Annotated in this window: 13 protein-coding genes; 8 read left to right on the top strand and 5 right to left on the bottom strand. The window is 75.1% G+C overall.

Annotated elements, in window-relative coordinates; genetic code table 11:
- Nucleotides 1–153 precede the first annotated feature (153 nt).
- The 8 genes from CK485_RS13275 (at nucleotide 154) to CK485_RS13240 (ending at nucleotide 7,594) form a co-directional block, all read left to right on the top strand.
- Nucleotides 154–1,584, top strand: coding sequence for an ATP-binding protein (locus CK485_RS13275; protein WP_241968327.1), 1,431 nt, complete (start codon nucleotides 154–156; stop codon nucleotides 1,582–1,584).
- Nucleotides 1,581–1,985, top strand: a complete 405-nt coding sequence (locus CK485_RS13270; protein ID WP_109450180.1) for a roadblock/LC7 domain-containing protein — start codon at nucleotides 1,581–1,583, stop codon at nucleotides 1,983–1,985. The genes CK485_RS13275 and CK485_RS13270 overlap by 4 nt, the downstream gene beginning before the upstream one ends.
- Complete coding sequence (locus CK485_RS13265) at nucleotides 1,982–2,338, top strand: DUF742 domain-containing protein (RefSeq protein ID WP_109450178.1); 357 nt, start codon at nucleotides 1,982–1,984, stop codon at nucleotides 2,336–2,338. Before CK485_RS13270 ends, CK485_RS13265 begins: the two co-directional genes overlap by 4 nt.
- Nucleotides 2,316–2,915, top strand: coding sequence for an ATP/GTP-binding protein (locus CK485_RS13260; protein ID WP_109450176.1), 600 nt, complete (start codon nucleotides 2,316–2,318; stop codon nucleotides 2,913–2,915). Before CK485_RS13265 ends, CK485_RS13260 begins: the two co-directional genes overlap by 23 nt.
- Complete coding sequence (locus CK485_RS13255) at nucleotides 2,912–4,441, top strand: cytochrome P450 (protein ID WP_241968326.1); 1,530 nt, start codon at nucleotides 2,912–2,914, stop codon at nucleotides 4,439–4,441. The genes CK485_RS13260 and CK485_RS13255 overlap by 4 nt, the downstream gene beginning before the upstream one ends.
- Nucleotides 4,423–5,535, top strand: coding sequence for a cytochrome P450 (locus CK485_RS13250; RefSeq protein ID WP_241968453.1), 1,113 nt, complete (start codon nucleotides 4,423–4,425; stop codon nucleotides 5,533–5,535). The genes CK485_RS13255 and CK485_RS13250 overlap by 19 nt, the downstream gene beginning before the upstream one ends.
- A gap of 63 nt (nucleotides 5,536–5,598) precedes the next feature.
- Nucleotides 5,599–5,817, top strand: a complete 219-nt coding sequence (locus CK485_RS13245; protein ID WP_109450172.1) for a DUF2277 domain-containing protein — start codon at nucleotides 5,599–5,601, stop codon at nucleotides 5,815–5,817.
- A 91-nt stretch (nucleotides 5,818–5,908) separates the two neighbouring features.
- Entirely contained in the window at nucleotides 5,909–7,594 is a 1,686-nt protein-coding gene (locus tag CK485_RS13240) for a serine/threonine-protein kinase (RefSeq protein ID WP_109450170.1), read from the top strand.
- A gap of 37 nt (nucleotides 7,595–7,631) precedes the next feature.
- Here the strand turns inward: CK485_RS13240 and CK485_RS13235 are convergent, their stop codons facing one another.
- From CK485_RS13235 to CK485_RS13220, 5 genes are all read right to left on the bottom strand, one after another.
- Nucleotides 7,632–8,333, bottom strand: coding sequence for a DUF5825 family protein (locus tag CK485_RS13235; protein ID WP_241968325.1), 702 nt, complete (start codon nucleotides 8,331–8,333; stop codon nucleotides 7,632–7,634).
- Nucleotides 8,334–8,389: 56 nt separating this feature from the next.
- Nucleotides 8,390–10,339, bottom strand: a complete 1,950-nt coding sequence (locus tag CK485_RS13230) for a RiPP maturation radical SAM C-methyltransferase (protein WP_109450168.1) — start codon at nucleotides 10,337–10,339, stop codon at nucleotides 8,390–8,392.
- A gap of 154 nt (nucleotides 10,340–10,493) precedes the next feature.
- On the bottom strand, nucleotides 10,494–10,616 hold the full coding sequence (locus CK485_RS30085; protein ID WP_275124616.1) for a hypothetical protein: 123 nt from the start codon (nucleotides 10,614–10,616) through the stop codon (nucleotides 10,494–10,496).
- 5 nt (nucleotides 10,617–10,621) lie between these two features.
- Nucleotides 10,622–12,457 (bottom strand): alpha/beta fold hydrolase, encoded by a 1,836-nt coding sequence (locus CK485_RS13225; RefSeq protein WP_109450166.1) that lies wholly within the window; start codon nucleotides 12,455–12,457, stop codon nucleotides 10,622–10,624.
- Complete coding sequence (locus tag CK485_RS13220; protein WP_109450164.1) at nucleotides 12,454–13,731, bottom strand: MFS transporter; 1,278 nt, start codon at nucleotides 13,729–13,731, stop codon at nucleotides 12,454–12,456. The genes CK485_RS13225 and CK485_RS13220 overlap by 4 nt, the downstream gene beginning before the upstream one ends.
- Nucleotides 13,732–13,735: the final 4 nt, after the last annotated feature.

Genomic DNA, 13,735 nt, shown 5'->3' with positions numbered 1-13,735 from the left:
GCACTCGAACGGGCAGTTGGCGATCACCCCCGGTCGCGTTCCGGTCGCCGGGCCCCGTAGGCTCCCGCCCGGACACGCGAACGAGCCACCGACCCGACGACCGACGTGTGAGGCACTTTCCCGTCCCCTCACGCGTCCCGTCCCGAGGATCTGATGACACGAGAGACACTCCAGGCGTGGCTGTGGTGCCTGGCGGCGGTCGCCCTGGCCGTGGTCGTCCTGCTGGTCCGCGAGCGGCTGGCGGTCGTACGACTGCGCCGCCGGATCACCGAGCTGGAGGGCCTGGCCCGCGACCGCGACGAGGCGCTGCGGGACCTGGCCGAGGTGCGGCTGCCCGCCCTGCTGGACGGCGGGCCGGCCGCCGCCGCTAACGTGCCGGTGCCGCCCTCGCTGGTCGGTTCCGGTTACGCGCTGAGCCTGGCGGCGGTGATCCGGTCCTTCACCACCTCCGTGGAGACCACCCGGGCCCGCGCCGACCGCACCGCGCGCAACGCGCTGAAGGCGTCGATGCGGGCACTGCAGGGCCTGGCGAACGAGCAGCAGCTGGCGATCTCGGCGATGCAGGACCGGCACGACGACCCGGCCGTGCTCCAGGACCTGCTGGAGATCGACCACACCAACGCGCAGTTCGGCCGCCGCGCCCAGGCCATCGCCGTGCTGTGCGGATCGTGGCCGGGCCGCCAGCGGGCCGCCTCCACGCTGCTGGACGTGGTGCGCGGCGCCACCTCCCGCATCCGCGACTACCGCCGCGTCGAGGCGCACTCCCAGGTCGGCTCCGGCGTGGTCAGCCGCGCCGTGGAACCGGTGGTGCTGGCCGTCGCCGAGCTGCTGGACAACGCGGCGCGGCACTCGCAGCCCAACACCACCGTCCAGGTCGGCATCCAGCCCGCGCACAACGGCGCCGCCATCGTCATCGACGACGCGGGCGTCGGGCTGCTGGACCAGGAGGTGCGCCGGGCCGCGGAACTGCTGTCGGGACACCGGCCGGTGGAGATCGCCGACCTCGGCGACCCGCCGCAGTTCGGCTTCGCGGTCATCGGCGCGCTCGCGGCGCGGTACGGCTTCCGGGTCTCGGTCGACACCCAGTCGCCGTACGGCGGTGTGCGGGCGGTGCTCTTCCTGCCGGGTGAGCTGCTCACCCGGGTCGAGGAGGACCCCGCGCCCGCGGTCGACGCCGCCCCCGCGCGATCCGCCGCCCGCCCGGTACCCGCGGCCCCCGCGCCCGCCCCGGCCGCCGGCGGCGCGCCGGCCGTCACCCCGCCGACCGCCCTGGCGACGACCGCCAACGGGCTGCCCCGGCGCCGTCGCAGGCAACTGGGCGCGCACGCCCCGGTGGCCGCCCCGCCCGTCCCGGCCGAGGAGCCCGCGGGCCGCTCGCCGGAACAGGCCGCCGCGATGATCGGCGCGTTCGCCCGCGGCACCCGCTCGGGCCGCGCGGCGGGAGAACCGGCCCCCGCCGCGCGCCCGGCGCCGGCCTCAGAACCGCCCGCCGACGAGGAAACGCTGACCGTCCGCCGGCCCCCCGCCGCCGGGACGCCGTCCGACGGCTCACGCCCGGACCACGAAGGGAACCCCGCGACATGACCGACGACCGCCTGGACTGGATGCTGGACGACGCGCTGGCCGTGCCCGGTGCCCGGCACGCGATCCTGCTGTCCGCCGACGGCATGCTGCGCGCCCACTCCCAGGGCATCGGCAGGGACGAGGCGGAGCGCCAGGCCGCCGCCCTGTCGGGGCTCCAGTCCATCAGCCGCAGCACGGCGGAGTTCTGCGACCGCCCGGACACCGTGTGGCGGCAGACCCTGATCGAGTTCGCCGACGGCTTCGTCTTCCTGGTCGCCGCGGGCCCCGGCGCCTACCTCGCGGTGTCCGCCGCCGCCGAGGTGGACATGGAGGCGGTGACGTTTCGCATGCACAAGCTGGTGGACCGCCTCGGCAAGGCGCTGACCAGCCCGCCGCGGCAGGGCGCGGGCACCGCCGGATGACCGCGCCGCGGCCCGGCAGGCGGGGGCTGGTGCGGCCGTACGTGATCACCGAGGGCCGTGCCCATCCGACCCGCGACACCTTCGACCTGGTGACGCTGGTGATCGCCACCGGCGCCGAACCGGGGGCCCTGAGCCCGGAGAAGGAGCGCGTGCTGCGGCTGTGCCGGGGCGGCGCGCTGTCGGTCGCCGAGGTGGCCGGGCACCTGGGCATCCCGGTGAGCGTCACCAAGGTGCTGCTGGGGGATCTCGCCGACGACGGCCTGATCCTCACCCGCTCCCCCGTCCCGTCCGCCCGACCCACCGAACCCCGGATCCTCCAGGAGGTCCTTGATGGGCTCCGCGCTCGCCTGTGACGACGTCTACCTGCCCTCGACGGTGAGCACGGCCGTCAAGCTCCTGGTGGTCGGTCACTTCGCGGTGGGCAAGACCACGTTCGTCGGCACCCTGTCCGAGATCAGGCCGCTGCGCACCGAGGAGACGATGACGCAGGCGGGCGCGCTCACCGACGACCTGCGGGGGGTGCCGGACAAGACCACGACCACCGTCGCCCTGGACTTCGGCCGCCTCACCCTCAACGACCACCTGGTGCTCTACCTGTTCGGCGCCCCCGGGCAGCAGCGCTTCACCCGGCTGTGGGAGGACATGGCACGCGGCGCGCTCGGCGCCCTGGTCCTGGCCGACACCCGCCGCCTGGAGCACTCCTTCGACGTGATGGGGCTGCTGGAGGAGTACGGGCTGCCCTACGCGGTGGCCGTCAACCGCTTCGACGGCGCGCCGGAGTTCGCCGAGGAGGAGCTGCGCGAGGCGCTCGACCTGCTGCCCGAGACCCCGCTGGTGACCTGCGACGCCCGCGACCGGCGGTCGTCCACCGAAGCCCTCATCGCCCTCGTCCAGTACCTGTCCGCCCGCGAAGGCCAGGAGCCCGCGTGACCCACCCCGCACCCCAGGACGACCCGCGCCCCGGCACGCCGCCGCCCGGCTGCCCCGCGCACGCCCCCGCCGGCGCGACGCCCTTGTACGGCCCGGAGTTCGCCGCGGACCCCGGCGCCATCTACGCGAGACTGCGCGCGTACGGGCCCGCCGCCCCGGTGCGGCTCGCGCCGGACGTCGACGCGATGCTCGTCACCTCCTACGCGGCGGCGCTGCAAGTGCTGCGCGGCACCGAGACGTTCGGCAAGGACGCCCGCCGCTGGCGCGCGCTGGCCGACGGGACGGTGGCGCCCGACAACCCGGTCGTGCCGATGATGGCGTACCGGCCCAACGCGCTGTTCTCCGAGGGCGACGCGCACCGCAGGCTGCGCGGGGCGATCGACGACTGCCTGCGCGCGGTGGAGCCCGACGCGCTGCGCGGCTACGTCGAGCACAGCGCCGACGCGCTCATCGACGCCTTCGGCCCGGTCGGCGAGGCGGACCTGCTGAACGACTACGCCAAGCACCTTCCGCTGCGGGTCCTGGGCCAGATGTTCGGCTGCCCCGCCGACCTGGGCGACCGGCTCTACACCGGCATGCGCGGGATCTTCGACGGCATCGACGCGGAGAAGTCCGACGCCCTGATCACCGAGGCCCTGGTCGAGCTGATCGCGCTCAAGCGACGGCGCCCCGGCGGCGACATGGTCTCGCGGCTGCTGGCGCACGAGGCGCGGCTGACCGACGAGGAGATGATCCACCAGCTGGTCGTGCTGATGGGCGCGAGCACCGAGCCGCAGCAGAACCTGATCGCCAACGGCCTGCGGCTGCTGCTGTCCGACGACCGCTTCGCGGGCGACCTGGGCGTCGGCAGCCTGCCGGTCGAGGATGCGCTCGACGAGGTGCTGTGGACCGACCCGCCGATGGCCAACTACGGCGTCCACTACGCGTTCCGCGACGTGGAGCTGGACGGCGTGCCGCTGCGCGCGGGCGTCCCGCTGGTGGTCAGCTTCGCCGCCGCCACCACCGACCCGGCCCTCGCCACCGACCGGCGCTCCGGCAACCGGGCCCACCTGGCGTGGAGTGCGGGACCGCACGGCTGCCCGGCGCAGCGCGAGGCGCGGATCATCGCCTCGGTCGCGCTGGAGCGGCTGCTCGACCGGCTGCCCGACCTCGAACTCGCCGTTCCCGCCGAGGAGTTGACCTGGCGGCCGGGACCGTTCCACCGGGCGCTGGCCGCGCTGCCGGTGCGCTTCCCGCCGGTGACCGGGGTACGGGTGCCGCTGCCCGCCGAGGTCCCGGTGCCCGACGCCGCACCCCGTACCACCACCCCCCGTACCGCACTGCCGAAGGAACCGCCCACCGCATCTCCCGCATCCCCCGAGACCCCCGGAGACGTCCGATGGACCAGCAGTCAGGCACGACCCAGCTCGCCCCTTACGTCATCGACCCCGCAGGAACCGACATCCCCGGCGAGGCCCGGCGGATCGCCGAGCGCGGGGCGGCGACGCGGGTGGAACTTCCTGGCCAGGTGGTGGCGTGGTCGATAGGCGACGCCGACCTGCTCAAGCAGCTGCTGACCGACCCCAGAGTCTCCAAGGACCCCAAGCAGCACTGGCCGGCCTTCGCGAACGGTGAGATCCCGCAGGACTGGCAGCTGTTCACGTGGGTGGCGGTGACCAACATGTTCACCGCGTACGGCGCCGACCACCGCAGGCTGCGCAAGCTGGTGGCGCCCGCCTTCACCGCCCGGCGCACCGCCGCGCTGCGCCCGAGGATCGAGCGGATCGCCCAGGACCTGCTTGACGCACTCGCGCGGACCGCCCAGGGCACGGCCGTCGACCTGCGCGAGGGGTACGCGTACCCGATCCCGATCCAGGTCATCTGCGAGCTGTTCGGCGTCCCGCAGCGCCTGCGCGAGCCGCTGCGCACCGCCGTGGACGGCGTCTTCGCCACCTCCAGCACCCCCGAGGAGGCGCTCGCCACCTACCACGCGATCCATGCCCTGCTGACCGAACTGGTCGCCGTCAAGCGGAAGGAACCCGCCGACGACATGACCAGCCTGCTGATCGCCACCCGCGAGGAGGACGGCGGCACGAAGCTGTCGGAGCAGGAACTGGTCGACACCCTGCTGCTGGTCATCAGCGCGGGCCACGAGACCACGGTCAACCTCATCGACAACGCCGTGCACGCCGTGCTGACCCACCCCGACCAGCTGGAGTTGGTCCGCTCCGGTGCGGCGAGCTGGGACGACGTGATCGAGGAGTCGCTGCGCCACCGCGCTCCCGTCGCCCACCTTCCGCTGCGCTACGCGGTCGAGGACATCGAGCTGGACGGCGTGACCATCGCCCGGGGCGAGCCGATCCTCGCCGGTTACCAGGCCGCCGGGCACGACGTCGCCCGGCACGGCGCCAACGCCGCCGACTTCGACGTCACCCGCGCCGACAAGGAGCACCTGGCCTTCGGTCACGGGGTGCACTTCTGCCTGGGAGCGCCGCTGGCCCGGCTGGAGGCGTCGATCGCGCTGCCCGCCTTCTTCGACCGCTTCCCGCACGCCAGGCTGGCGGTCCCGGAGCGCGAACTGCGTCCGGTCAGCTCGTTCATCTCCAACGGCCACCGCGAACTGCCGGTGCTGCTCGGCTGACGGCTACGCGGCTCCCGTCCCCGGCACGGCGCGCCGGGGACGGGAGCGCGGCACACTGAAGACATGTGCCGCAGCATCAAGACACTCAGGCCGCCGGTGACCGAGGCCGTGGGGGAGGCCGACATCCGGGCGGCGGCGCTCCAGTACGTGCGCAAGGTGTCCGGCTTCCGGACGCCCGCCGCGCACAACCGGGAGGTGTTCGACCGCGCCGTCGACGAGATCGCCGAGGCGACCGCGCGGCTGCTGGACGACCTGGTGGTACGGGGCGCGACACGCCCGTAGCGGGACACCCCCTACGCTGTAGCCCGCCGGCGAAGAGGCACCGGTCCGGCGCGACGGGCCGGTCCGGAACGATCACGGAACGGAGCGTGCGGTGACGGCGGGGGACGCAATCGGCGCAGGTGAGCCGGTCGGGCGGGTGCTGGGCGGGCGCTACCGGGTGACGCGGACGCTGGGGCGCGGCGGCATGGGCGTGGTCGGCGGCGCGGTCGACGAACTGCTGGGCCGCGAGGTGGCGGTCAAGATCCTGCGCGCGTACACCGACGCCTCCCCGCACGAACTGGCCGACCTGTGCGAACGGATGCGGCGCGAGGCGCAGGCCGCCGCGCGCATCCGGCACTCGGGCGTCGTCACCGTGCACGACGTGATCGAGGACCAGGGCCTTCCGGTCATCGTCATGGAGCTGGTCGACGGTCCCTCGCTCGACGACGTGCTGGCCGAACGCGGCACGCTGGACCCGCGGGAGGCGGCCGGGATCGGCGCGCGGCTGATGGACGCGCTCGCCGCCGCGCACCGCGCGGGTGTGCTGCACCGCGACGTCAAGCCGGGCAACGTGCTGCTGGAGCGCGGCGGCCGGGTCGTGCTCACCGACTTCGGCATCGCCAGCGTGGAGGCCGGCGGCGGGGAGGCGGCCTCCAAGCTGACCCGCAGCGGTGAACTCGTCGGCTCGCTCGACTACTTGCCCCCGGAGCGCGCCCAGGGCCACGAGCCGGGACCCGCCTGCGACGTCTGGTCGCTGGGAATGACGCTGTACGCGGCCGTGGAGGGCGCCTCGCCGTTCCGCCGGACCTCGGTGTGGTCGACGCTCACCGCGATCGTCTCCGACCCGCTGCCGGAGCCCCGGGCGGCGGGCCCGCTGGCTCCCGTGCTGCGCGCGCTGATGGCGAAGGACCCGGCGGAGCGGCCCACCGCCGCCAGAGCGCGCGAACTGCTGGAGGCGGTCGCCTCCGGGGCGACGACGAACCTGGGCACGGCCCCCGGCACGCTCGCGACGGGCGGTCAGGCGCCCCGGCCCGCGCCGTACGGGCAGCGCGCACCGGCGCCGTCCTCCGGCCCGCAGCCCGCGCGGCCGGGTTACACCCCGCCGGCCCGGGCCCGCACCCTGCCCCAGCCGCCGCCCGGCGCCGGGACGGCGAGCGCCCGCACGACAGCGAGCGCCCCCGGACGCCGTACGTCCGCCCGGCGCCGCAACCGCACCGCGATCGTCGCCGCCGCGGCGGCCGTGGTGCTCGCGGGCGGCGGGGTCGCGTACGCGCTGGTGGGCGGCGGCGGGGCGCGGGACGACGTGTCCGACGGTCCCGCCGCGCCGCCCGCGATCAGCGTTCCGGCGAGCGTGCCGCAGCCCAGCATGGGCAAGGCGGTCACCGGCATGACCAGCGCCCGCCCTTCCGCGCCGCCCTCCCCCAGCGCCTCGCAGTCCGTCTCCCCCTCCGCCTCGGCACCGGCGCCGCCGTCCCCCAGCGGTTCCGCGAGCGCGCCGGGCAAGGCGGCGCCCACCGCGACGGCGGTCTCGCGCGGGTGCGCCGGCTGGAGCCACCGCGACCCGAACCCCGGCACGTACGCCTACCTCCAGGGCGACTACCACCTGGAGAGCGGCCCGTACCAGACCTGCCCCGACCTGGTGCTGGTCAAGTCGGGCGCGAAGCTGATGTACCACTGCTGGGTGGACAACGCGTTCGGCAACAAGTGGTGGTACGTGCGGGTCGACGGCACCAGTGAGGCGGGCTGGATGTCGGCCGACAACATGGTGCGGCAGAACGGGCCGTCCACCGCCTGCTAGGACGGCCCCCGTTCACGGCCGGCGGGGCGGCCTCGGCTCACAGCGTGATGGCGCCCTTGGCCCAGCGCCGCACCCGGTAGGGCAGGAACCACGCCTGCTCGCCGACCGAGCCGACCAGGCGCTCCCGCTCCAGGTCGGCGAGCACGGCGGGCGGCACGGCCGAGCGCGGGACGCCGCGCGACAGCAGGGCGATCGCCTCCTGGTACTCGGGCTCGTCCACGGTGAAGCGGTGCAGCGCGCCCCAGCGCCGGTCCCGGATCTGGACGAAGCCGGGACCGCGCCGCCACAGGCACTTGCCCAGGTAGTAGCCGTGCCGCCACCGTCCGGGCACCTCGGTGTCGTCCGGGGTGCCGGTCGTGGCGCGCGGCGGCTGGAGGTGGGACAGGGTGCGCCAGTCGGTGCCGGGGCCGAGCGCCAGCCGCCAGTCCACGACGGCGCCGAGCGCGGTCAGGTCGCGCACCAGGCACAGCGCCCACACGGTGGCGACCGGATCACGGGGGTCGGCCAGGTCCACCGTCCCGGGCAGCTCCACCCGGCGCGCGCCCGCGTCCCACAGCCCTCGCGCGGCCTCAGCCGGATCACCGCCCACCTCGACGGTGCCCAGGGACATCCCGTCCAGCGCGCGGACGACCGGATCGTAGTCCCGCCAGGCGAGGACGCGCGCGAAGGAGGCGTCGGCGCCCGCGTCGGCGTTGACGACTGCGTTGACGACGGCGCGGGCGTTGGGGGCGGTGGTCACGGCGGAAGTCTCCTGTCGTCGGCGGGAGTCGAGGGGGAGGGCGTCGGGGCCGGGCGTCAGACCGTCGCCGGAGCGCGTTCCGCCGCCGCTTCCGGCTCGGCCCCGGTCGCGGCCACCGGCGCGCCGTCCGCGTCCAGGGCCCGCAGGAAGCCGAGCCTGAGCAGGTCGTCGTTGACCGAGCGCGGGGCGAGGTGGACGTAGGAGCCCGCGTCGGTGAAGACCAGGCCCAAGTCCAGCCAGCGGTCGAGGATCTCCCGCACCGCGGACGTCTCGGGCGGCTCGCCGTCCACCCGGGCGGCGAGCTTGCGGGTGAGGGCGGCGAGGGTGTGCGGCTGGTCCAGCAGCCGGAACGCGGCGACCTCGACGGGGTCGGTGATCTCGTGCGCGCGCCAGGCGAACGCGCGGCGGCGGCCGGCCAGCACGATGCGGTCGCCGAGGTCGACGTGGGTGAGCCTGCTGCCGGGGTGCGCCTCCTGCCAGACGCGCAGGGCCGCGTTGAGCCGGGCGGTGGTCGCCTCGCCGATGCCGCGCGGCGGCACGTCGAAGACGTAGGCCAGATCCAGCAGTTCGGACTCCGGCAGGTCGTAGGTGACGCGGTACGGCAGGGCCGGGCGCAGTTCGCAGAAGCCGAGTTCGGGGCGGGTGAAGTAGGGGCTGAAGCGCTCGATGGCGATCCGCGCGGACTGGTCGACCGGCGGGTCGAGGTGCTCCAGCGCCGGGAGTTGGGCGATCACCGGGTCGTAGTCGGTGTCCTGCTCACCGGGGAAGCCGTGCAGGTAGTTCCAGAAGACCGAGAGCCCGGCGGCCTGGCCGTCGCGCAGCATGCGGACGTTCTGGCATCCGCTGACGCCCTTGTCCATCAGGTCGAGCACCCGGTCGCCCAGGCTCTCGATGCCCGGCTGGACGAAGACCAGGCCCGCGTCGGCGAGGGTGCGCAACTGGGCGCTCTTGAGGTTGGCCTTGATCTCGACGTGCATGCGCAGGTCGTAGCCGCTGTCGATGATGCGGGGCAGCACGCTGGTGAGGTAGCCCATGTCGAGGATGTTGTCGACCAGGTACATGTCGAGGACCCGGTGCTCGCGCACCAGGGCCATGATCTCGTCGTGGAAGGTCTCCGGGCTCTTGCTGCGGAACTCCATGAACGAGCCGTTGAGCCCGCAGAAGGTGCAGTGGTGCTTCTCGCCCCACCAGCAGCCCCGCGCGCCCTCGACCACCAGCTTGGGTTCGACCCAGGAGCGGGCGGTGGACGCGGCCAGCCGCTCGAAGTAGCCGGAGTAGTCGGGCGGCAGGATCGCGGCGGGCGGCAGCGGCGCGGTGGCCATCGGGTTCGCCACCGACCGCTCGCCGTCCCGGCGGCACACCCCGGGGATGGCGTCGGTGCCGGTCCCGTCGCGCAACGCGGTCAGCAGCGCGGGGAAGGACGCCTCGCCCTCGCCGCGCACCACGTAGTCCACGAACGGGAAGTTGCGGTGCGCCGCGGCGCCCTGTTCGCCGTCGCAGTTGGCGCCGCCCATCACCGTGACGATGTGCGGGGCGAGCCGCTTGAGGTGGCGGGCGGCGGCGAGGGCGGCGGTGTTCTGCTGGAACGTGGAGCTGAACCCGACGACGTCCGGCCGCTGTTGGACGATCTGGTCGACGATCCGGGCCACGAAGCGCGGCGCCTCGGCGTGCAGGCGCATGGAGGCCGCCAGGCGCTCCTCGCCGATCTTCGCGCCCATCGCCGCGGTGAACTCGGCCACCCGCCACTCGGGGTCGTCGTAGAGGGCGGAGGAGAAGACCCAGTCGCCGCAGCCGAGGAAGTACGAGGACAGCGCGTAGTAGTCGTAGTCCGCGTATCCGAAGCGGGGGTCGGCGGCGGTGAGCCAGTCGACGTACTCCAGGTTGGCGTGCAGGACCTCCGCCTCGGCGCCGGGTACCCGCTCGTTGACGGCCCGCTTCAGGATGCCGAGGGCGAGCGACGGCAGGTCGACGGGCGACCACGGCATGTTGACCAGGAGTACGCGCACGGCTTGCCTCTGCTTCCTTCGCTGTCCTGTGCTGGTTCTGGCTCTGTGCGGGGGGCCGGAGCGGGCGGTGCCGCCGGACGCGCGCGGGAGCACACGCGTCCGGCGGGGCTCACAGCTGACGAAGTGTCAGCGAATACTCACGGCCGGCTGAGCGTCAGATCTGCTCTTCGGTGGTCTCCGCCTCGCGGAACGGGATGCGGACGCCCACGATCACGCCGACGCTTCTCGACTCGTCGGCCTCGACGAGCGGGTCGTTGTCGATGATGTCCTTCTGCATGACGGTCAACTCCTTGTGGTTGCGATGGGGTTGGGGTCGTTCCTTCCGGGCCCGGGACCGTTCAGGTGCCGGGACAGGAAGACCAGGGAGTGGCGCAGGACCTTCAGGTGGTCCCGGCCGTCCAGGCCGTCGTGGCCGGTGCCCAGCCACACCGACTCGTGCGGCACGCCGTGGTCGCGCAGCGCGGCGAGGTACGACTCGACCTGTGCGGGCGGGCACTTGGCGTCCTGGCGCGCGGCGACCACCAGCAGCGGGGCCCGCACCCGCGCGGCGTAGGTCAGCGGGGAGGAGCGGGCCCACCGCCGCGGGGCCTGGAGCGGGGTGCCGCCGAACAGCCGCTCGTCGAGGGCGCGCAGGTGCGGGGTGCCGTCGCGGTGCGCCATCGGGTAGTCGGCCACCGGCTTGACGGCCACCCCCGCCCGCCACAGCTCCGGCCGGGTGCCGAGTGCCAGCAGTACGAGGTAGCCGCCCCAGGACGTGCCCCACAGGCCGGTGGCGCCGGGGTCGGCGAGGCCGTCGCGCACCAGGTGGTCGCGGGCCGCGGCGAGGTCGGCGACCTGGGTGAGGCCGACGCCCTCGCGCCAGGCGTCCCGCCAGTGCGGTCCGTAACCGGTCGAGCCGCGGTAGTTGACGCGGGCCACCGCGAGCCCGGAGGCGACCAGCGAGTGCACGGCCGGGTCGTAGGCGTCGCGGTCGTGCTCCGCCGGGCCGCCGTGCACCAGGAAGACGGTGGGGTACGGCGCCCGGGCGCCCTCGGGGACGGTGAGCAGGGTGTGCGCCTCGCCGTCCGGTCCCGGCGTCCACACCTCCAGGGCGCGGCCGGGCACCCGGGGCGGATCGGCCATCGGCTGCGGCAGCGGCGTGCCGCGCGACGACACCGCGACGGGCGGTGTCAGCGTGTCGGTCCACAGGTAGTGCACGTCGCCGTCCTCGCGCGGCACCGCGTCGAGCACCGCGCCCGGCGGCACCCGCAGCGGTTCCAGCACGGCCCGGTCCAGGTCGGCGCGGTACAGCTCGCTGCGCCCGTTCCGGTCGCGGCGCACCAGGGCCTGGCGGCGGCCCGGGTACCAGCGGGCGGTCATCTCGGTGTCGAACGAGCACCACGCGTACCGGCGCAGGCCCCGGCCCGGGGTCCAGGTGGCCAGCCGGTAGCCGTCGCCGGAGCGGACGACGAGCAGCAGTTCCGGCCCCGAGACGGGTTGCGCGGCGGGTTCCGGGGCAGGTCCCGCCGCGGGTTCCGTGGTGCTCGGCGCGGTGCGGAAGCCCAGCGGCCACAGCGCCTCCTCGCACCCCCGCAGCGCGGCGACGACGTGCCCGTCCGGCCGCAGCAGCACGGCCGCGTGCTCGGTCCCGGACCCGCCGGTGACCGCCAGCAGGCCGCCGTCCGGGGCGATGTCGACGAGCGTCGCGGGATACCCGGTGCGGACCACGTGCTCCACGCGTCCGCCGGGCGGGCCGAGGTGGACCGCGAGGCCGGACCCCTCGGCGAGGCCGATCGCGGCGGTGCCGGAGTCGCTGATGGCGAGCCCGCGCGGGTGTCCGGTGGGCACGCCCGCCAGCGCGGGGGCGTCGGGGCCGCCGTCGAAGTCCTGAAGCAGCCAGCGGCCACGGCCGCCGCCGTCCTCGTCGAACCACCACACCGTGCCGCCGGAGCCGATCGCGCAGCGCAGGGTGCCGTGTGGGCGGCTCGTCACCCGGCGGGCGGCGCCGGTACGGCTGTCCCAGGTGAAGACCTCGCACCGGCCGTCCGCGTCGCCGGTGAAGACCATCCGGTGCGGTGCGCGGCGGGCGGCCTGCGGGAGGGCGGGGCGGAAGACCTGGAAGTCGCGGGCGGCGGTCATCCTCGCTCCAGGGCGGTCGGACCTTCGGGTGCGACGTCCACGAAGGCGGGCGAAGCGTCGACGCGGGCGGCGGGGCCCGTCGCCGCGTACAGCGCCAGCAGGGCGAGGCCGGCCGCGCAGGCCAGGTCCACGCAGGCCGGCCCCACGGCGTCCGTCAGCGCTCCCGCCGACGCGGGCGCCGCCATGGCCACCGCCGCCGTCGCGGTCCCGGCCACCGTCGCGACCCGGGCCTGGAGGTGCTGCGGGACGACACGTACCGCGCGGGCGTGCAGCACCACGGCCACCGACGGGACCAGCAGCGCGACGAGGCCGAGCAGCGCGCCGCAGACCCAGGCGGGACCGGCGAAGGCGAGCCCGGCCGCGGCCGGCACGGTCAGCCAGGACAGCGCGACCACCAGCACGCCGCCGGGCACCTGGCGCACCGCCACCGGCGCGAGCAGCGATCCGACCAGCCCGGCTCCGGCCGCCGCGCCCAGCACCAGCCCGACCGCGGCGCTCCCGTGCGCGGCGTGGACAGCGAAGACGGCGGTGTAACTCAGCAGTGCCAGAAGGGCGTTGACGCCGAACGACCACACGAGCAGGAAGCGCAGGAACGGGCTGGTGCGCACGAAACCGGCGCCCGCGCCCATCCGGCGGGCGAACCGCTGTTCCCGGGCGTCCGCGAGGGCGGGCGGGGCCAGGTCGGTGCGGATCGCCCGTACGAGGAAGGCGGCGGCCAGGTAGGACACGGTGTCGGCGAGGAACGGCAGGGCCCTCGCCTGCCGCAGCAGCAAACCGGCCAGCGCCGGTCCGGCGATCGCGCCGCCCTGCTCACCGGCCTGGAGGCGGGACACCGCCCGCGGATACCACTCGGGTGGTACGAGCCGCGCCACGCTGCCCGCGGCGGCCGCCTCGAAGCAGGACGCGGCGGCCCGTTCCACCAGCAGGGCGCAGACCAGGCAGGGCAGGCAGATCCGGTGGCCGAGCACGGTGAGGGTCGCCCACCCCATCGCGGTGGCGGCGGCCAGCGAGGACCAGCGCATCAGCGGCCCGCGCCACCGCCCGTCGGCCAGCGCCGCCGCGACCGGCCCCGCCGCCACGCCGCCGGCCCCGGCGAGCGTGGCCACCAGCCCGGCCCGCGCGGCGGAACCGCCCGCGTCCAGCAGGAGCAGCGGCAGGGCGATCTGGGACATCTGCGTGCCGAGCCGGTCGACGGCGTCGGCACCCCAGTAGAGCCGGAAGTCCCGTGATGCCGGCGTGTGGGCCGGGGCGGTTTCCGCCGCTCGCGTTCTCATCGGG

The organism is Streptomyces sp. ICBB 8177 (assembly GCF_003144095.1).
Lineage (GTDB): Bacteria > Actinomycetota > Actinomycetes > Streptomycetales > Streptomycetaceae > Streptantibioticus_D.
This window is presented reverse-complemented; position numbering and strand designations above follow the sequence as displayed.

Coding starts and splice junctions, on each gene's coding strand:
- CK485_RS13275 (WP_241968327.1), top strand. CDS start 154: ATGACACGAGAGACACTCCAGGCGTGGCTGTGGTGCCTGGCGGCGGTC.
- CK485_RS13270 (WP_109450180.1), top strand. CDS start 1,581: ATGACCGACGACCGCCTGGACTGGATGCTGGACGACGCGCTGGCCGTG.
- CK485_RS13265 (WP_109450178.1), top strand. CDS start 1,982: ATGACCGCGCCGCGGCCCGGCAGGCGGGGGCTGGTGCGGCCGTACGTG.
- CK485_RS13260 (WP_109450176.1), top strand. CDS start 2,316: ATGGGCTCCGCGCTCGCCTGTGACGACGTCTACCTGCCCTCGACGGTG.
- CK485_RS13245 (WP_109450172.1), top strand. CDS start 5,599: ATGTGCCGCAGCATCAAGACACTCAGGCCGCCGGTGACCGAGGCCGTG.
- CK485_RS30085 (WP_275124616.1), bottom strand. CDS start 10,616: ATGCAGAAGGACATCATCGACAACGACCCGCTCGTCGAGGCCGACGAG.
- CK485_RS13225 (WP_109450166.1), bottom strand. CDS start 12,457: ATGACCGCCGCCCGCGACTTCCAGGTCTTCCGCCCCGCCCTCCCGCAG.
- CK485_RS13220 (WP_109450164.1), bottom strand. CDS start 13,731: ATGAGAACGCGAGCGGCGGAAACCGCCCCGGCCCACACGCCGGCATCA.